Source organism: Dactylosporangium sp. NPDC049525, assembly GCF_040676755.1.
GTDB lineage: Bacteria > Actinomycetota > Actinomycetes > Mycobacteriales > Micromonosporaceae > Dactylosporangium.
This window is the reverse complement of record NZ_JBFAPO010000015.1, coordinates 76,211-93,287: the sequence shown is the minus strand read 5'-3', so window position 1 is coordinate 93,287 and position 17,077 is coordinate 76,211. Positions and strand designations below refer to the sequence as shown.

Sequence of the window (17,077 nt, the reverse complement as noted above, 5' to 3'; positions counted from 1 at the left end):
CAAGGAAGACGTGCGCCAGGGTGACGGGCCGGCAAACGGGGGCGGCCCATCACCCTAGGGGCGCAACATCAAAGGCCACCGAGGGTAAGCGGGCACCAGGCAGATATGCATCAACGGCGCGGAGACCGCCGACGTAGTCAGAAGACATGGTCGTCCTGGCAGCCTGGTGGAGAGGGCAGAACCCCGCGGTGGCACCTGCGTCCGGGGACCAGCTGGGGACCACGCGTCCAGCGCGGTGCCGCACGATCGGCGCGTCTTGACACGTCAGCAGGGGCTGCATACCGCGTTTGACGTGCAGAAACGCTTGACGCGCCGGCCCTGGGGGTCAAGGGGTCGTGGGTTCGAATCCCGCCGTCCCGACCTTGCTGAAGGCCAGCTCAGCTGGCCTTTTTTCGGCAGCAGGCGCAGCACCGTGAACGCGTTCGTCACAGCCAGGTACGCCAGTCCCAGCAACGTGGCAGCCCATCATGCCGCATCGATCACCAGCTACACCCAGGCCCAGCAACCGGTCAACATCTCCGACACCCCACACCGGCCTCACCAGGGCGGATGGGTTTCGGCAAGCGCAAGGCCGTGGTCGTCGGCGGACAACGCTCAGTTGGACGGCGGAAACGTGCCGCCGGAAGGCGGCCGCGGACCGGTGAACGGCGGGAACGTCCCGGTCACGGGCGGGAACGAGCCGCCGGGCGGGAGCACGGCGATGGGCGGGAGCACGCCGGCGGTCCCCGGGATCGGGCCGGTGGACGACGGGAACCCGCCGCTGGAGGGTGCCGGCGCCGGCCGCGGGATGTCGCTCGGGTTGCGGGCCGGCATCGGCAGGACGATCGACGGGTCCACGGACCGGTCGATGCGAGCGGTGGTGTCCGCGGGCGCGGCGAAAAGTGCCGGCTCGACCAGCACCGCGATGCCGTCCAGGCCGATCAGCTGCCGCGCGCCGTCCGGCCACGCGTGCACCACCGCGCAGGAGCGGTAGCGGACCGTGGCCCGGCACTCGCCGTCCACGACGCTGACCCCGTCGGCGCCGAGGACGAGCGCCGCGCCGGAGCCGTCGACCGCCCGGTACGTGTGCCCGGGTATCGCGTCCGTCGACGTCGTCGGCGCCGCCACGAACCCGGCCCAGTCGGCGCGGCTGCCTGGCGGCACCTGCAGCAGCCCCGAGCCGAGGACCTGCAGGGCGGCGGCGTGCACGTCGGCGAGGGTGACGGCGTGCAGCGAGGCGCGCAGCTCGTCCAGGCTGCGCAGCCGCGCCCCGGTGAGCAGGTCGGTGGCAAGTCCCGGCAGCCGGTCCGCGGCCGCGTCGCGGTGGCGCAGCGCCTCGTCGCATTTCGCGCGGACCGCGTCGAGCTCGGTCTGGAGGATCCGGCCGACCCGGAACCCGGCGAGGACGTCGACGAAACCGCCGACAACCGCGCCCTGCTTCTCCGGCAGCGCGTCGGCGAACGCGGTGACGACCGCGAAGCCGTCGCCGCGCGGGTCGTACGCGGCGCTCGCCGCATACGACAGGCCGCTTTCCTGCCGCAGCGACCGGAACAACTCCCGCTCCAGCATCAGGGCGAACACCGAACCGGCCGGGTGCCGCCGCGTGATGCCGTCGAAGACGACACCGCCGGCGGCGCCATTGAAGTACGCCGGGGTCGGCGGCAGGATCGTCGAGGCGACCGGCACCGGGCGCAGCGTCCCGGCCGGCAGGCGTAGCCGCAGGCCCGGCGGAATCCGGTCGCCGGAGATCCACAGCACGGCGTTCGCCCGGGTGAACCAGGCGCTTGCCCAGGCCTGCACGTCGTCGGGGCCGAGCCGGTCGATGCCCCACTCGGGGTAGCTGACCAGGCCGTAGTGCTGTGCGCCGTACCGCCACATCGGCAGCATCCGGTTAACGCCGCCGCCCCGACCGGCAGCCTCGGTGCGCAGGATCGCCTTCTCGGTCTCCAGCCGCTGCACCGGCAGGTTCGCAAGGGAGTCGCAGAGCATCTCCAGGTACGTGACGATGTCGCTCTCGCTGCCCTGCATGTGGAAGTGCGTGACGACGCTTCCGGTGGCGCCGTTGTAGTGGTAGTCGGCGACGCCGTGCCGGTGCAGGGCGAGGTGCTCGACGAGGTGTGTGATGCCGATCCGGGCGGCACCCTCGTCGGCCAGGCCGACCCGGAAGGTCAGACCGGCGGTCATCGGGCCGGAGCCCGGCGCGAGCAGGGTCGCAACGCCGTCGACGTCGGTGCGGTGCAGCATGGGATCAGCCTCTGGCCAGCGCGCGGTCACGGAGGTTGGCGTACGCGGTCCCCGCGTTGTCGAAGTACTCCGCCCAGAGCGGGGTGCGCCGCCCGGCGAGGGCCCGGAAGTGCGGTGCCGCGGCGGCGTGGTCGCCGATGAGCGAGAACAGCATCGCGAACCAGTCGTGCGCGGTGTAGTACCGGTAGCCGGGTTGGAACGCTGGGTGCCTGACGGTCAGGTCGGCGACAGCGTGGATCTGCGCGACGACCGCGGGGTCCCGCAGCAGCGCCGTGCCCGCGGCGTCGTTGTCGGCGGCGCCGAAGCGCTCCATGTGCCCGGCGACGACCGTCAGCAGCCCGACCGACCCCGGCGGCGCGGTGCGCACCAGCTCGGCGGAGAACTCGGCCACCTTCTCCCACGACCCGCCCCACTTCGGCTGGAGCTGCTGGATGAGGTGGTAGCCGGCGATGTACGCGTGCGGGTGGTGCACGCCGAGCCGGTCGTAGCGCCGCCGGGCCTCGTCGTGACCGAGCGAGATACCCCGGCAGATGATCATCCGCTCCAGCCAGGCGTAGCCCTGCTCCGGCTGGCGCGCGGTGACCTCGATGAGGATCTGCTCGGCCCGGTTGAGATGCTCGTGGAAGCCGGCCCACTGCTGCCTGGTCACGTTGCGGGCCCAACCGCTGCCCCGGATGCTCCAACCCCGCAGCACGGTGCGGACGCCCAGCAGCGTCTGCGCGAGCAACCACGACGGGTCGGTGGGCGGCACCCGCTCCAGCAACTGGTCGGTCAGGCGGTCCTCCACCTGACGGCACGCCACCGACAGGTCGTCGAGGGTGCGCAGGCCGCCGAGGAACGCCGCGACGGCGGGCCAGTCGCCCCGGTCGGCGTCGTTGGCCAGCCGGCGCAGCTCGGTGAAGAGGTCGACCGGCTCGCTCTCCGGCACCGGCATGTGAAACGGCACGGCGGGCAGCATATGCGACCCGCCGCGCCCGGGATGCCCCCTGACAGGGCGGCTCTACCGCAGCCAGACGGCAGTGTCGGCGGGCAGGTGGCCGCCGGTGAGGTCGCCGCTGGCGAGCAGGACCTCGCCGGCCGGTACGGGACCGCCGCGCCGGACAGGTTGGCCACAGCGCCACGGCGCGGCGAGCGTCGTCCGGCGGGCACTGATCGACAGCTACACCCGCATCGACGACCTCCTCGAAGCGCTACGGGCCCGCCGAGCTGGCGGTGCAGCACCGCGAGCTGGTGCCGCAGGGCGAGGATCTCCGCATCCTTGTCCCGGGCATTGCCCGGCAGCAGTCGCAGCAACGCGAACGCGTTCGTGATACCCAGGTACGCCCATGATCACGTCGGGCGGCCGGCGGTGAGTGGGTTGATTGGGCGGGTGCGGCGTCGTCGGGTCTGGATGGTGTGGTGGGTGCAGTAGGCGGCGCCGATGAGTGCGCCGACCGCGAGGATCTGGACTCCTTGGCGTAGACCGGCTGGCATGAACCAGAGCCGTACCGTGGCCGGGTAGTCCTCAGCGACTATCAGCTCGGCGCGGCTCGTTACCATCTCGCCAGGCCAAACATCAGCTACATCGTCTTCAAGCTGGATTAGGGTTGACATGCTGAGTCGGGAAGAGGGCCTTGCGGCCGCAGCTGCATTTCTCGAAGAAGAGGTGCAGGGCTGGGCCGAGCAGCACGCAGTGCGTACGATGCCTGATCGTGCGTTCATCGACGGTTCGATTCTGATCGTTCCCTACGACTCCGTGGCGTCGCTCGATGGCGGTGACGAATCGGAAAGACTCGGCGGCAATGTGCCGGTGCGAGTCGACCTCAGCACCGGCGAGTGCGATTACATCGACGTTCACGACGTCATGGCCTACGAAGCCCGGGGATTCGTCTTTTAAAGATCTTTCGGGTTCTCGGTGAGTCGTTGTCGGTCGATCGGGTTGGCGCGTAAAACAATCAGGGGCATGACTGAGCCATTTCCAAGCTGACCTTGCAGCTCGAGGTGGGTGCAACGGACCCGGGCATCAATGAGGGCAAGGCTCCAGGTAGGACAGCAGTCGACCAAGATCCGATGCCCCGACCGGAGCCTCGCTGTGCTGTCTTACCCCGCTACGATCCCGCTGTCCAGCCGGACCCTGCACAACCTCGCCGACCGTATCCGCCGGCACCGAAGCCAGCACCGATCCCGGTGGCGGCGTCTCAACCCAGGCCGGCAGGCGCTGCTCGCCCTGGCACACCTGCGCAACGGCGACACCTACACCCGCCTTGCCGCCGGATTCGACGTCGGCGTCGCAACCGCCTGGCGATACGTGCAGGAAGTCATCACCTTGCTCGCCGCAACCGCCGGTGACCTGACCACGGCCATGGCCCGGATTCGCCAGCTGCCGTACGTCATCCTGGACGGCACACTCATCCCGATCGACCGAGTCGCCGACCAGCGGCCGTACTACTCCGGCAAACACCGACGACACGGCGTGAACGTCCAGGTCATCGCGGACGCCGCCGGGCGTCTCATGTGGGCGTCACCCGCGGTGCCAGGCGCGGCACACGACCTGACCGCCGCTCGCACCCACGGCATCATCGACGCGCTGACCGGCGCTGGCGTGATGGCGTTCGCCGACAAGGGCTACCAGGGTGCCGGCGGGACGGTACGCACGCCGTTCAAGCGCCACCGCCACAGGCCCAAGCTGTCACGCCGGCAGAAAGCGGTAAACAAGACCCACGCAAAGATCCGGGCCTGCGGCGAACGCGCGATCGCCACGCTCAAGACCTGGAAGATCCTGACGAAGCTCCGCTGCTGCCCACGCCGCGCCACCGCCATCGTGCAGGCCATCCTCGCCCTACACCGCGTCGAGAGCAGTCGCTACACAGGATGAAGATGTCTCACTGTTGCCGCACGTGGTCTTCGGGGTCGAAAACGTGGCCGCGAGCTGACACAGTACGCAGGTGGCCGACGGGTTCGCTGCATCACGGAGCATCCTCGAAGAGACCGACTGGCGCAGCTTCGAGAACTGGGACGACATCGCCAAAGGCTGGCCTCCGCTGGACTCGGCCGTCCGGCTTCGAGGGTTGGCATCCGACAACCTGCCACTCGTGGAAGCGGGACTCTGGCACCTCATGCACGACCTAGTGACAGAGCACCCGAACGTGCACCCGGCAACGGCGCCGGCGGTTCGATATGTGGCCGCGCTCCTGACGGAACCGCTGCCTGACGTTGTGCTCAGGTCCAGCTCGGACAGCAGGCTGCTGCCGTTGCGGGCGCACCTGCTTGCGTGGCTGGCAGCAGCGCTCCGATCGGCAAATGACGCGAGTGTCCGCCACTTCGTCGAGCTCGCCGGTTTCTCGCCGATCGAAGACCCGGACTCACCATGGCATGCGGTCCGGCAGGTCCGGCCACAGGCGTTAGACGCCGTCGGGCCCTTCTTCTACGATCCGGACCCCATAGTGCGTAAATCCGCCCTCGCCGTGGCGGTGATTCTGGTGCAAGATGCAGGGCTCGAAGGCCACCGTGAGCGCGTTGCCGCTGCGGTGCGACGATTCCTCACCGTCTGTACGAGCCCGATCCACAAGCAATGGGCGGTTACCGCACTGCAGCAGCTGGACTGCAACTAACGCTCACCGGCACTCGGGAAACCCAGCCAGCGTCGGTGACCGCCAGCCGTTGGCAGAAATACTGTCCGCAACCGCCCGCAGCGCGCGACCGCCCTGACCGCCGCGATCCTCGTCCTTCAACAGGTCGGAGACCAGCACGGATGAGGTTGGAAAAGGCTCACTGCTTCACCCCGGTCGGCCGGTGCGCGTCGCGGTGTCGTTCGTGACGTGGATGCGTTGGGGGGAACAGCGGATGCGGGCGGTGGACATGTTCGAGACCGGCTGCCGGCAGGTCGACGTGGTCAACGCGTTGGGTGTCACGGCGCAGGCCGCGTCACGGTGGTACCACGCTTGGCCGTCCGGCGGGCGGGACGCGTTGGTCGGTGCGGTACGGCTGGGACGCAGACCACGGCTGTCCGACGAGCAGATCGGACAGGTGGAGGCGGCGTTGCTGGCTGGGCCGAAGGCCCACGGCTTCGCCACCGACATGTGGACCCTGGCCCGGGTCGCGGACGTGATCGAGCGGGTGACCGTGGTTGCGGTACTCGGCGACGCAGACGTGGCAGGTGCCGCGGGAGCGAAAGCTCGGCTGGACCCGGCAACGACCCTGTGCGACTCTGTTGCCTAATTCTGTCTATGCGGCGAGGGTGAGATCGAGCCTGCTCAGACGGGTTGTTCGGGTGCGTTGTATGGGTGTGCCAGTCCACCAGGCGTGGAGGCGGATGAGGTTGACCGCGGTGGCGGCGAAGGCGTGTTCGAGGTCGACTTTGCCGAGGCCGACGTATCGGGCTTGGTGGATGCCAGTGGTTGCGGTGGCCTGGTGGATGGTGCCTTCGATCCCGGCGCGGGCGCGGTAGGTCTGTTTCCAGGCGTCGGTGTGCTGCTCGGCGCGGGCGTCGTGGAGGGCTTCGTGCAGGTGGCGGGGTCGTAGCGTCAACTATCGTCGACGCTGCTGTGAGCGGGTGCACTCGGTGCGGGCCGGGCAGGTGATGCGGGCGCTGAGGGGGAAGCTGACCACGATGACGTCCTGGCCGTCGACGAAGTCGAAGCACCGGCTCTCGATCTCGACCACGTGCGGCAGTGCCAGGGCGAGCCGCCGGACGTCGTCCGCGTCAGCCATACGCACAGGTTAGGCCTCGTCGAGCCCCCAGGCGACGATGCGCTGCGGGTGGATCCGGATCCGGGGTGAGCCGTCGTCGATGGCCTCGGCGGTGCCGCGGATCTCGATGCCGCGGGGGCGCCACGGCGGCCGGACGTCGTCGATGACGATCGCCGCGCGGCCGGTGCGGGCCACGTCCCGGAATTTCTTGGTGGTGGCGAAGTTCATCCCGCTGATCTCGATGACCCCGGCCTCCGGGTCGACCTTCCAGCCGACGGGGGTCACGTGCGGCATGCCGTCGGGTCCGACGGTGGCGATCCGGCCGAGGCCGGCCGGTCCCTGCAGGTAGGCGAGGTGTGCTTCGCTGAACGCGGCCATGCGATCCTCCTGGCGAACGGGTCGTCTGCGGTGCGGGTCGGTGGGCGGGGGATGTCCGGGTCGGCCGGCGGCGGGGTGGGTCAGCCGCGGCGGGCGCCGCGGAGTCTGGTGTCGTGCGACTCGCAGGCGGCCCATGCCTTGTTGAGCAGGTCGCGCATGGTGCGCTGCTCGTCGGGGGTGAGGGCCAGCAGTGACGGCGGGGTCGTGGCGATGATGTCGGCCATCTCCTGCCTGACCCGCCGGCCGGCCTCAGTGACGACGAGCGTCTTGACCCGCCGGTCGTCGGGGTCGGTGCGGCGCTCGATGAGCTTGGACTCCTCGAGCCGGTCGACGAACGAGGTGACGTTGGACGGGTCGCAGCACAGCCGCTCCGCCAGGACCCGGGTCGGCACAGCGCGGTCGGGGTCGAGTTGCAGCAGTGCACGGGCGCCCGCCGGGGTCAGGCCGAGGCGGTCGAAGTGGGTGTCCAGGTAGCGCCCGGTCCAGATCGACACGGACATCAACCGGCGGGCCAGCTCGTCCAACATCGCCACGTCGTCTGCTGTGCGCTCCATGGTCGCAAGAATAGCACCGGTCTCTCCATAGTTGACTAGCTCCACTATCGTTGATAGTATAGTTCTACCACTAATGAGTCGCACCAACAATTTCGGAAGTCGACCGGCGTTGCCGGTCCCCGTCACGGAGGTAGACCACATGACCGCCTCGACCGAGGTCACGCCCGGCAGCACTGCGCAGGGGAAGTGGAAGGGCCGCCTCATCGTGGTCGCGGTGGCCGCGGCCGCCGCGATGCTGGTGTTCCTCGTGGAGTCAGCCGTTCTCGACGCGGTGAAGACCCCTGCCATGAACGGGCAGCAGTCCTCCGACGTCAACGCGGGGTTCGTCTTCGTGCTGGTGGCGATCGTCTCGCTGGTCGCCTGGGGCCTGCTCGCGCTGCTGGAGAAGATCACCGCCAGGGCGCGGCTGATCTGGACGATCATCGCCGCGGTCGTGCTGCTGCTGTCCGTCGGCGGCCCCCTGTCCGGTGAGGGCATCACCACCGGCAACCGGATCGGCCTGCTGCTGCTGCACGTCACGGTCGCCGTGGTGCTCATCCCGTTCCTGCCGAGCGGGTTCCGCCGCTCCAACTAGAGCGTGGATCGCACGCCACCGTAGATCGCACAGCCAAAGGCCGCCGGTGCCGCCCGCGAAAGACCGAAGCGGGAGGCGCCGGCGGCCTCGTCGTGCGCTCAGCCGCACAGCCGGAGCAGGGTAGCGGCGAGGTCGGCGCCGGCCGGCCCCAGCGCGGCGAAGCGGCGGACCGCGGCGAGGTCGCGTTCGTGCACGAAGCGGGTCCCGCCCGCCTCCGCCCGGGCCGCCCGCAACGCCTCCGCCAGGGCGATCCGCTCCCTCACCAGCGTCAGGATCTCGACGTCCACCCGGTCCATGCGGCTCTCCAGCGTGTCGATCTCGGTCCGCACGACGGGGATCTCTTCGGTCAGTCCGGTCACCGCCGTCACCTCACACCGCCGCCGGCTGCGGCAGCGACATCGGCAGCGACATCAGCAGCTCCGCCAGGATCCGCGGGCCCTCCTGGGTCAGCACCGACTCGGGGTGGAACTGCACCGAGCGGAACGCCGGGCCGCGCAGCCCGTACACCTCGCCGGTACCCCGGTCACGGCTGACCCGCACGGCACCCCCGGCCACCGGCGAAGCGACCTCGTCGTGCGCGCAGCGCGCCTCGAACGTGTTGTAGAACCCGACCCGCAGCCCCCGGCCGAAAAAGTCGACCTCCCGCTGGACGCCCTGGTTGGGCACGTCCCGCCGGGCGAGCTCGAACCCGAGCAGGTGCGCAAGCACCTGATGCCCCAGGCACACCGACAGGAACGGCACCCGTTCCTCCAGCAGCCGCCGGGTGCCCGTCCACAACGCGGCCATCTTCGGGTCGCCCAGGTCGCGTGGGTCACCCGGGCCCGGGCCGACGACGACGACGTCGTACCCGCCGGTCTCCCAGTCACCGCCGAACCCGTGGATGTCGACCGTGGGGCCGAGCGAGGACAACTGCTGGGCGAGCATCGCGGTGAACATGTCCTCCGCGTCGACCACCAGCACCCGCCGTCCGACCAGCTCCGGCACGGCGGCCCCGACCCCCCTGGCCTCCAGCCAGAAGCGGGACAGCGTCACGTTGCGGTCGGCCAGCGCCAGCCGCACGTCCAGGTGGGCGCCCAGCCGGCCGGGGGTGTGCGCGCCGGGCCGGTGGTTCGCGGTGCCGACGCCGAGCGTCGCGAGCATCGCGGCGGCCTTCGTACGGGTCTCCTCCACCTCGGACCGCGCGTCCGAGTGCCGCACCAGGGTCGCGCCGACGCCGAGGTCGAGCCGCCCGGCCGGGTCGACGTCCACGGTGCGGATGAGGATCGCCGAGTCCAGCGTGCGCCGGCCCGCGTTCCTGCCGATCAGCGCCATGATGCCGCCGTAGTAGCCGCGACCGGTCGGCTCATACCGGCTGATCACCCGGAACGCGCTCTCCAGCGGGCTGCCGGTCACGGTCGGCGCGAACATGGTCTCCCGGATGATGTCGCGCACGTCCCGGTCGCTGCGGCCCTCGATGAAGTACTCGGTGTGGGCGAGCCGGGCCATCTCCTTCAGGTACGGCCCAACCACCCGTCCGCCCTCGGCGCAGACCCGGGCCATCATCTTGAGCTCCTCGTCGACGACCATGTAGAGCTCGTCGGCCTCCTTGGGGTCGCTGAGGAAGCGCAGCGCCTCCGGCACGTTCGGGCCGGCGGCGCCGTACCGGTAGGTGCCGCTGATCGGGTTCATCACCACCGAGCCGTCCTGGACGCTGACGTGCCGTTCCGGGGTGGCGCCGATGAAGGTGCGGGTGCCGGTGTGCACCACGAACGTCCAGTAGGCGCCGAGCTCCTGGGCCAGCAGCCGGCGGAAGATCGCCAGGGCGGTGCCGGTGGACCAGCCGTCGACCTGGGCGGTGAACGAGCGCTTGATGACGAAGTTGGAGCCCTCGCCACGGCCGATCTCGTCCGTCAGGATCCGGCCGACGAGGGCCGCGTACGCATCGTCGTCGATGTCAAACCGGCCGCCGGTGAGCGTGACGTCGACGTCGCCGACCCGGTCCTCGAGCTCCTGCCGGGTCACCGTGCCCTGCGCGTGGACGGTCAGCGCGAGCAGCGGGGCGCCGTCGTCGTGGTGCGCGAAGCCGCGCTCGGCGATCTGCCGGTACGGCACGACCGCGAGCACGTCGTGGACCTGCGGTCCGCCGGTCAGCTCCGGCAGCGGCAGGTCGGCGAGCCGGTCCACGGTCGTCACGTCACCGACCAGGAGGTCGAGCCGGTGCTCCCCGGTCGATTCCGGCCGGTGCAGCAGCGCGAACGCGGGTGTGTCCGCACCGAATATCAGGTCGAGGTCGGCGATGATTTCAGGCATACCGTATTCCCCCTCCGGAAGAACTGCGGTGCGCCGATTCAGATGAGGAGCTCTCAAGGCTCGACTCGTGATTTTCCGGCGCGAATGTAATCGTGGCATGCCACCTACGGGTGGACAACTACTCGACCGAGCGGTGGAAGTGGTTGAAGCGTATTTCGAAGAAGTCGCGAAATGCCCCGACCGGCGATCGGTCGGGGCGGTTCCGCGGTGCGGTGACGCCTTAGGCGGTGGTGAACACCTGCTCGTAGCCGAGCCGGTCGAGCCGGTCCCACCGGGCGCCGTCGGCCGGCCGGCCGAGGTTGACGACGACCAGCGCGCGGGCCGTGCCGTCGGGGAAGAACTCCTTGGTCACCGCGGCGCTGTCGAACCCGCTCATCGGTCCGGCGGCCAGCCCGAGCGCCCGGACACCGATGATGAAGTAGGCGATCTGGAGCGTGGCGTTGAGCAGCGCCGACTCCTCCCGGACCGTCGGGTCGCCGAAAAGCACGTCCTTGGCCTGCGGAAACACCGGGAACTGGGTGGGTAGGTGCCGGTGGAACTCGGTGTCGGCGGCGAGGATCGCGGTGAGCGGCGCGGCCAGGGTCTTCGCCCGGTTGTTGTCGATCATCATGGTGCCCAGCCGCTCCCGAGCCTCGGCGGAGCGGACCAGCACCACCCGCAGCGGCTGCTGGTTGAACGACGTCGGCGCCCACTTGACCAGGTCGTAGAGCGCCTGGACCTGCTCGTCGGTCACGGGCTCCGAGGTGAAGGCGTTGGCGGTGCGCGCCTGCCGGAACAGCACGTCCTGCGCGTGCCGGTCGATCACGATGTGATCGGAGTATTCGGTGACGGTAGTCATTGTCTGAGCATGCCGATCGGGACCGTGCACGGCATCACGTGGTCTCGTGATCCGCGGGGTTCGGGCAAGGTCGGGTAGGGCTGGCTACCCATGTGGGTAGTGGGAGCGCCGACCACTCGACGGTACCGTTCTGCCGGTACCGGAAAAGCGTTTGAATGCATTTCCGGAAAGCCGTGGACGGGGGGATCGGGACATGGACATCGTGGTGCAGAAATACGGCGGCAGCTCCCTGGCAACCCTCGAACGGGTGCGTCGGGTGGCGGACCGGATAGCGAAGGAGCGCGGTCCTGTCGCCGTCGTGGTCTCGGCCCAGGGCGACCTCACCGACACGCTCATCCGCACCGCCGCCGGCTACGGCGCGGCGCCGCCGGCGCGGGAGCTCGACCAGCTGCTTGCCACCGGCGAGTCCGCGTCCGCGGCGCTGCTCGCGATCGCGTTGCACGACATCGGCGTCCCCGCCGTGTCGCTCACCGCGGCCCAGGCGGGCGTCCTGGCCGAAGGGCGGCACGGGGCCGGCGTGATCGCCGCCGTGCAGACCGACCGGGTGCGCCGGGTGCTGCGCGACGGCCAGGTCGCCGTGGTCGCCGGGTTCCAGGGCATCGGTGCCGACGACGACGTCGTCACCCTCGGCCGCGGCGGCTCCGACACGACGGCCGTGGCGCTCGCCGCGGAGCTCGGCGCCCGCCGGTGCGAGATCTACACCGACGTGGACGGCGTGTACTCAGCCGACCCCAGGGTCGTCTCCGTCGCTCGGGTGCTGCCCGAGGTCGACGTTGCGGTGATGGCGGAGATGGCGTTCGCCGGGGCGCGGGTCCTGCACTCACGGTCGGTGGAGCTGGCCGCGATGGAAGGCATCGAAATCCATGTCCGCAGCTCGCTCACCGACGGGCGCGGCTCGGTCATCTCCGGAGGTGCCGGCGTGAAGGTGTTGGAGACGCGGGGCGTCATCGTCGCCGTGACCCATGACATGGACGTGGCCCGGGTGCTGGTGCACACCCGCGGCGCCGGGCGCGACCTCGCGGCGGAGGTGCTCGGCCTGCTCGCCGGGCACGCCGTCCCGGTCGACCTGGTGGCCCGGTCCGGCACGTACGAGGAAGAGTTCCGGATGGGCTTCACGATCCGCCGCAACGACGCCGAGCGGGTCCGCCCGGACCTGGCCCGCTTCGCCGCGGCGCTCGGCGGCGGGGTCGTCGTCGAGGAGCACGTCGGCAAGCTGTCCGTGGTCGGCATGGGCCTGCTCAACCGGCCGCAGTACACGGCCAGGATGCTCGCCGCGCTGTCCGCCGCCGGCATCACGACCAGCTGGATCTCCACCTCACAGCTGCGGACCTCCGTCGCCGTGCCGCTCGACCGCGTCCTGGACGGCGTCGAGCTGCTGCACCGCGAGTTCGAGCTCGACCGGGACGACGCGACGGCCCGCTCGGCGACCGCCGCCTGACCGAAGGGAAGACCATGATGTCGACCAACACCTCCGCCGGGCGGCAGGTCCGGCTCCAGCACCTGTACCGGCACAACGACGACCGACTGCTGGTCGTGCCCCTGGACCACTCGGTAACCGACGGCCCGATCGTGCGCCACGACGCCCTCGACGGCCTGGTCGGCCAGCTCGCCACCGGCGGCGCCGACGCCGTGGTGCTGCACAAGGGCAGCGTCCGGCGGGTCGACCCGCGCCGGTTCAGCGACATCGCGTTGATCGTGCACCTGAGCGCCAGCACCGCGCAGGCCGCCGACCCGGACGCGAAGTACCTCGTCGCCAGCGTCGAGGAGGCGTTGCGGCTGGGCGCCGACGCGGTCAGTGTGCACGTCAACCTCGGCTCCCGGGACGAGCGGCAGCAGGTCGCCGACCTTGGCTCGGTCGCCGACGCCTGCGACCGGTGGAACGTGCCGCTGCTGGCCATGATGTACCCGCGCGGGCCGCAGGTCCGCGACGCCCGCGACCCTGAGCTCGTCGCGCACGCCGCGATCCTCGCCGCCGACCTCGGCGCCGACATCGTCAAGACGGTGCACGTCGGCTCGGCGGCGGCGATGGCGGACCTGACCGCGGCCTGCCCGGTGCCGGTCATCGTGGCCGGCGGCCCGCCGCGGCGCCTGAGCGAGACGCTGTCCTACGTCGCCGAGGCATTGGAGGGCGGCGCCGCCGGGGTCGCGATGGGCCGCGGCATCTTCCAGTCCGCCGACCCGACCGCAACGACCCGGAGCGTCTCCGACCTCATCCACGCCCGGATCACCGGCGCCCCGTCGCTGGTCCTCGGCCGCGAGCCGGTCGCCGCCGCCCGCTGAGCCCACCCGAAGCCGCAAACGAGACCGTCTGAAAGCGAACGAGACGAGGAGTGTCATCGTGAAGCTCTGCTGGCTGGACATCCGCACCATCACCGACGCCCGCGCGGCCATCCTGGAGGAGGCGGTCCACCAGCGGGTGGACGGCATCGTCGCGGCCGACCTCGCCGATCTGGAGGGGCTGCCGCCGACCGTGCGCAAGGTGCTGCTGCCGCTGCACCGACCGCTGCCGGAGGACCTGAGCGCGGTTGACCTCGTGATCGTCGACCCGCTGACCCATGGTGAGCCGGCCGAGCTGGCCAAGCGCCACCCCGAGGTGGAGTTCGGCTCGTTCGTGGAGATCGTGGACGCCGACACGCTGGAGCTGGCCTGCCAGGCGGCACGGACCCAGGCGTGGAGCGTCCTGCTGTTCCGGGACCCGACGAAGATCCCGCTGGAGATCGTGATCGCGGCCGCGGCCGGCGCGAAGGGCAGCATCGTCACGGTCGCAGGCGACGTCACCGAGGCCGAGATCATCTTCGGGGTACTGGAGCACGGCTCCGACGGCGTGATGATGGCCCCGCAGGCGGTCGGCGACGCGAGCGGCCTGAAACTGGCCGCGGACGTGCGGCCGCAGGAGCTCGAGCTGGTCGAGCTGGAGATCACCCAGGTCACCCACGTCGGCATGGGCGAGCGGGCGTGCGTGGACACCTGCACGTACTTCCGGCAGGACGAGGGCATCCTGGTCGGCTCGCACTCCAAGGGCATGATCCTGTGCGTCAGCGAGACGCACCCGCTGCCCTACATGCCGACCCGCCCGTTCCGCGTGAACGCCGGCGCCATCATGTCCTACACCCTGTCAGCGAACGAGCGGACCAACTACCTCAGCGAGCTGCGCGCCGGCAGCAAGGTCCTCGCCGTGGACACGAAGGGCCGGACCAGGCTGGCGACGGTCGGCCGGATCAAGATCGAGACCCGCCCGCTGCTGTCCGTCGACGCGGTCGCGCCCAACGGGCAGGAGGTCAACCTGATCCTGCAGGACGATTGGCACGTGCGGGTGCTCGGCCCGGGCGCGGTGGTGCTGAACTCGACCGAGCTCAAGCCCGGCGACAAGGTGCTCGGCTACCTGCCGACCCAGGACCGCCACGTCGGCTACCCGATCAACGAGTTCTGCTTCGAGCAGTGAGGCGAGACCGTTGACGGACATCCTGGACTTCCACGCCCGGCTCGGCCCGCACCCGCAGGCCGCCGCACGGATGCTGGCCACGATGGACAACTGCGGCATCACTCGCGCGGTCGTCGTCGCCGGCGGCATGATCGACCTGGAGCGCCTGTCCCGGCACGTGGTCGAGGGTGGCCACATCGAGGCCGACGCCGACAACCAGGCAGTCCTGGACGCGTGCGAGGGCTCCGACGGACGGCTCGTGCCGTTCTGGTTCGGCAACCCGCACCGCACGGCCGGGCGGTACCGCGACGCCGCCGGCTTCCGCGGCTTGGAGCTGTCCCCGGCGGTGCACGGCGTGCCCCTCACCGACGTGCGCAACACCGCGTTCGTCGAGGTCGCCGCGGAGCACCGGCACCCGGTGTACATCGTGTGCCTCGGCCGCCCGGGTGCCGGCGTCGCCGACCTCGTGACGCTCGCCGGGAAGTTCCCGGAGGTGACGTTCGTGCTCGGGCACTGCGGCTTCGTCGGCATCGACGTCAACGCGGTGAGCCGGGTCGTCGACACGCCGAACATCGTCGCCGAGACGTCCGGCTGCTACACCGGGGTGGCCGGGGCGGCGGTCGAGCGGCTCGGCGCCGGGCGGGTGCTGTTCGGCACCGAGTACCCACTGCAACACCCCCGGGTCGAGCTGGCGAAGTTCGACGCGCTCGGCCTCGGCCCGGCCGACTGGCAGCGGATCGCCTGGGACAACGGGCACCGCCTGCTCGACCCGTCCGAGGAGAGGGCATGACCGAGGAGGAGAGGGTATGACCGAGATCCTGACCAGGCTGCCGCAGCTCGGGCAGTGGGGCGGCACCGACGAGCTGCTCGCGATCCAGGACCAGCAGGTTGGGCAGTTGCTGCGCTGGGCGGCCGCCTCACCGTTCTACTCGCGTCGTTTCGGCGCCGGTGTACCGGCGAGCCGCGCCGACCTGCTGGCGCTGCCACTGACCACGAAGCAGGACCTGCGGGACAACTACCCGTTCGGGATGCTGGCGGTGCCGAAGGAGCGACTGGCGACCTACCACGAGTCCAGCGGCACGGCCGGCCAGCCGACCCCCTCGTACTACACCGAGGAGGACTGGGTCGACCTGACCGACCGGTACGGCCGCAAGTGGGTCGGCATGGACGCCTCGGACACGTTCCTGGTCCGCACCCCGTACGCCCTGATGATCACCGGGCACCTCGCGCACGCGTCGGCCAGGGCGGTCGGCGCCACCGTCGTGCCCGGAGACAACCGGTCCCTCGCCATGCCGTACTCGCGGGTGGTGCGGGTCCTGCACGACCTCGACGTGACGCTCACCTGGTCGATGCCGACGGAGACGCTGCTGTGGGCCGCCGCGGCGCGGGCCGCCGGGCACCGGCCGGGCACCGACTTCCCGGCGCTGCGGGCGCTGTTCGTCGGCGGCGAGCCGCTCAGCCCGGCGCGCCGCCGGCGGATCAGCGAGATCTGGGGCGTGCCGGTCGTCGAGGAGTACGGCTCGACCGAGACCGGCAGCCTCGCCGGCGAGTGCCCGCACGGCCACCTGCACCTGTGGGCCGACCGGGCGATCTTCGAGGTGCACGACCCGGCGACCGGGCGCACCAGCCCGGACGGCAGCGGGCAGCTCGTCGTCACCCCGCTCTTCCGCGAGGCGATGCCGCTGCTGCGGTACAACCTCGAGGACAACGTCGAGGTGTCCTACGACGGCTGCCCGTGCGGCTGGCACCTGCCGACGGTGCGGGTGCTGGGCCGGTCCGCGTTCCGCTACCCGGTCGGCGCCGCGAACGTCACCCAGCAGCGGCTCGAGGAGCTGGTGTTCTCGCTGCCCGTGCAGGACGAGGTGCTGTTCTGGCGGGCCAAGGCGGAACCGCAGCGGCTCACGGTGGAGATCGAGGTGCCCGACGCCCGGCGCGACGGCGCGTGCCTCGCCCTGGCCGCGGCGGTCCGTGAGGAGTACGGCATCGACGCCGACGTCGTGGGGGTGCCGCCCGGCAGCCTCGTCCCGCTGCACCTGCTGACCGCCGTGCATGACGTGGTCAAGCCCCGCAGCCTCTTCGGCGCCGACGAGGACTGGGGCAAGGCGTTGCTCTACTACTGACCTGTGAGGGGC

At 70.7% G+C, this 17,077-nt stretch carries 19 protein-coding genes; 10 read left to right on the top strand and 9 right to left on the bottom strand.

The features are described 5' to 3' along the window. Positions 1 to 594 precede the first annotated feature (594 nt). A complete protein-coding gene (locus AB0K00_RS22585; RefSeq protein WP_363523460.1) occupies positions 595 to 2,223 on the bottom strand; it encodes an insulinase family protein in 1,629 nt (542 codons plus the stop codon). Positions 2,224 to 2,227: 4 nt separating this feature from the next. Further along, a complete protein-coding gene (locus AB0K00_RS22580) occupies positions 2,228 to 3,169 on the bottom strand; it encodes a hypothetical protein (protein ID WP_363523459.1) in 942 nt (313 codons plus the stop codon). Between the two features lie 645 nt (positions 3,170 to 3,814). Here AB0K00_RS22580 and AB0K00_RS22575 point away from each other — a divergent pair. The 4 genes from AB0K00_RS22575 (at position 3,815) to AB0K00_RS22560 (ending at position 6,420) form a co-directional block, all read left to right on the top strand. Then, positions 3,815 to 4,099 carry a hypothetical protein gene (locus tag AB0K00_RS22575; protein WP_363523458.1) on the top strand — a complete coding sequence of 95 codons (285 nt, stop codon included), beginning with the start codon at positions 3,815 to 3,817 and terminating at the stop codon, positions 4,097 to 4,099. A 195-nt stretch (positions 4,100 to 4,294) separates the two neighbouring features. Next, complete coding sequence (locus tag AB0K00_RS22570; RefSeq protein WP_363523457.1) at positions 4,295 to 5,077, top strand: transposase family protein; 783 nt, start codon at positions 4,295 to 4,297, stop codon at positions 5,075 to 5,077. Between the two features lie 70 nt (positions 5,078 to 5,147). Beyond that, complete coding sequence (locus AB0K00_RS22565) at positions 5,148 to 5,813, top strand: hypothetical protein (RefSeq protein WP_363523456.1); 666 nt, start codon at positions 5,148 to 5,150, stop codon at positions 5,811 to 5,813. A 202-nt stretch (positions 5,814 to 6,015) separates the two neighbouring features. Continuing rightward, positions 6,016 to 6,420: a hypothetical protein gene (locus tag AB0K00_RS22560; RefSeq protein ID WP_363523455.1), complete on the top strand. Its 405-nt coding sequence runs from the start codon at positions 6,016 to 6,018 to the stop codon at positions 6,418 to 6,420. 6 nt (positions 6,421 to 6,426) lie between these two features. On the opposite strand, the gene AB0K00_RS22555 is transcribed toward AB0K00_RS22560, so the two are convergent. The 4 genes from AB0K00_RS22555 to AB0K00_RS22540 form a co-directional block, all read right to left on the bottom strand. Then, positions 6,427 to 6,729, bottom strand: a complete 303-nt coding sequence (locus tag AB0K00_RS22555; RefSeq protein ID WP_363523454.1) for a transposase — start codon at positions 6,727 to 6,729, stop codon at positions 6,427 to 6,429. After that, positions 6,730 to 6,912, bottom strand: coding sequence for a hypothetical protein (locus AB0K00_RS22550; RefSeq protein WP_363523453.1), 183 nt, complete (start codon positions 6,910 to 6,912; stop codon positions 6,730 to 6,732). A 9-nt stretch (positions 6,913 to 6,921) separates the two neighbouring features. Then, the gene (locus AB0K00_RS22545) at positions 6,922 to 7,269 is read right to left on the bottom strand and encodes a PPOX class F420-dependent oxidoreductase (protein WP_363523452.1); all 348 of its coding nucleotides are present in this window, start codon (positions 7,267 to 7,269) and stop codon (positions 6,922 to 6,924) included. An 80-nt stretch (positions 7,270 to 7,349) separates the two neighbouring features. Continuing rightward, positions 7,350 to 7,769 carry a MarR family transcriptional regulator gene (locus AB0K00_RS22540; protein ID WP_363523544.1) on the bottom strand — a complete coding sequence of 140 codons (420 nt, stop codon included), beginning with the start codon at positions 7,767 to 7,769 and terminating at the stop codon, positions 7,350 to 7,352. A 193-nt stretch (positions 7,770 to 7,962) separates the two neighbouring features. Between AB0K00_RS22540 and AB0K00_RS22535 the strand changes: the two genes are divergently transcribed. Continuing rightward, positions 7,963 to 8,397: a DUF6069 family protein gene (locus tag AB0K00_RS22535; RefSeq protein ID WP_363523451.1), complete on the top strand. Its 435-nt coding sequence runs from the start codon at positions 7,963 to 7,965 to the stop codon at positions 8,395 to 8,397. A 98-nt stretch (positions 8,398 to 8,495) separates the two neighbouring features. On the opposite strand, the gene AB0K00_RS22530 is transcribed toward AB0K00_RS22535, so the two are convergent. The 3 genes from AB0K00_RS22530 to AB0K00_RS22520 all read right to left on the bottom strand — a co-directional run bounded on the left by AB0K00_RS22530 (position 8,496) and on the right by AB0K00_RS22520 (position 11,524). Beyond that, positions 8,496 to 8,756 carry a chorismate mutase gene (locus tag AB0K00_RS22530; RefSeq protein ID WP_363523450.1) on the bottom strand — a complete coding sequence of 87 codons (261 nt, stop codon included), beginning with the start codon at positions 8,754 to 8,756 and terminating at the stop codon, positions 8,496 to 8,498. A gap of 10 nt (positions 8,757 to 8,766) precedes the next feature. Then, positions 8,767 to 10,686 (bottom strand): anthranilate synthase family protein, encoded by a 1,920-nt coding sequence (locus AB0K00_RS22525; RefSeq protein WP_363523449.1) that lies wholly within the window; start codon positions 10,684 to 10,686, stop codon positions 8,767 to 8,769. Positions 10,687 to 10,906: 220 nt separating this feature from the next. Continuing rightward, positions 10,907 to 11,524, bottom strand: a complete 618-nt coding sequence (locus tag AB0K00_RS22520; protein ID WP_363523448.1) for a malonic semialdehyde reductase — start codon at positions 11,522 to 11,524, stop codon at positions 10,907 to 10,909. 193 nt (positions 11,525 to 11,717) lie between these two features. On the opposite strand from AB0K00_RS22520, the gene AB0K00_RS22515 reads away from it, so the two are divergent. Genes AB0K00_RS22515 through AB0K00_RS22495 form a run of 5 tightly spaced genes read left to right on the top strand, consistent with a single transcriptional unit; the run spans position 11,718 to position 17,065 of the window. Continuing rightward, on the top strand, positions 11,718 to 12,962 hold the full coding sequence (locus tag AB0K00_RS22515) for an aspartate kinase (protein ID WP_363523447.1): 1,245 nt from the start codon (positions 11,718 to 11,720) through the stop codon (positions 12,960 to 12,962). Between the two features lie 14 nt (positions 12,963 to 12,976). Next, the gene (locus AB0K00_RS22510) at positions 12,977 to 13,804 is read left to right on the top strand and encodes a 2-amino-3,7-dideoxy-D-threo-hept-6-ulosonate synthase (protein ID WP_363523446.1); all 828 of its coding nucleotides are present in this window, start codon (positions 12,977 to 12,979) and stop codon (positions 13,802 to 13,804) included. A 58-nt stretch (positions 13,805 to 13,862) separates the two neighbouring features. Further along, complete coding sequence (locus AB0K00_RS22505) at positions 13,863 to 14,966, top strand: 3-dehydroquinate synthase II (protein WP_363523445.1); 1,104 nt, start codon at positions 13,863 to 13,865, stop codon at positions 14,964 to 14,966. Between the two features lie 10 nt (positions 14,967 to 14,976). Further along, positions 14,977 to 15,735 carry an amidohydrolase family protein gene (locus tag AB0K00_RS22500; RefSeq protein WP_363523444.1) on the top strand — a complete coding sequence of 253 codons (759 nt, stop codon included), beginning with the start codon at positions 14,977 to 14,979 and terminating at the stop codon, positions 15,733 to 15,735. A gap of 16 nt (positions 15,736 to 15,751) precedes the next feature. Next, the gene (locus AB0K00_RS22495) at positions 15,752 to 17,065 is read left to right on the top strand and encodes an AMP-binding protein (RefSeq protein ID WP_363523443.1); all 1,314 of its coding nucleotides are present in this window, start codon (positions 15,752 to 15,754) and stop codon (positions 17,063 to 17,065) included. Positions 17,066 to 17,077: the final 12 nt, after the last annotated feature.

Bases quoted from the DNA above. Each gene is read 5' to 3' on its own strand.
- AB0K00_RS22585 (WP_363523460.1), bottom strand. From the start codon at position 2,223: ATGCTGCACCGCACCGACGTCGACGGCGTTGCGACCCTGCTCGCGCCG.
- AB0K00_RS22545 (WP_363523452.1), bottom strand. From the start codon at position 7,269: ATGGCCGCGTTCAGCGAAGCACACCTCGCCTACCTGCAGGGACCGGCC.
- AB0K00_RS22540 (WP_363523544.1), bottom strand. From the start codon at position 7,769: ATGTCCGTGTCGATCTGGACCGGGCGCTACCTGGACACCCACTTCGAC.
- AB0K00_RS22495 (WP_363523443.1), top strand. From the start codon at position 15,752: ATGACCGAGATCCTGACCAGGCTGCCGCAGCTCGGGCAGTGGGGCGGC.
- AB0K00_RS22550 (WP_363523453.1), bottom strand. From the start codon at position 6,912: ATGGCTGACGCGGACGACGTCCGGCGGCTCGCCCTGGCACTGCCGCAC.
- AB0K00_RS22515 (WP_363523447.1), top strand. From the start codon at position 11,718: ATGGACATCGTGGTGCAGAAATACGGCGGCAGCTCCCTGGCAACCCTC.
- AB0K00_RS22575 (WP_363523458.1), top strand. From the start codon at position 3,815: ATGCTGAGTCGGGAAGAGGGCCTTGCGGCCGCAGCTGCATTTCTCGAA.
- AB0K00_RS22520 (WP_363523448.1), bottom strand. From the start codon at position 11,524: ATGACTACCGTCACCGAATACTCCGATCACATCGTGATCGACCGGCAC.
- AB0K00_RS22510 (WP_363523446.1), top strand. From the start codon at position 12,977: ATGATGTCGACCAACACCTCCGCCGGGCGGCAGGTCCGGCTCCAGCAC.
- AB0K00_RS22535 (WP_363523451.1), top strand. From the start codon at position 7,963: ATGACCGCCTCGACCGAGGTCACGCCCGGCAGCACTGCGCAGGGGAAG.
- AB0K00_RS22525 (WP_363523449.1), bottom strand. From the start codon at position 10,686: ATGCCTGAAATCATCGCCGACCTCGACCTGATATTCGGTGCGGACACA.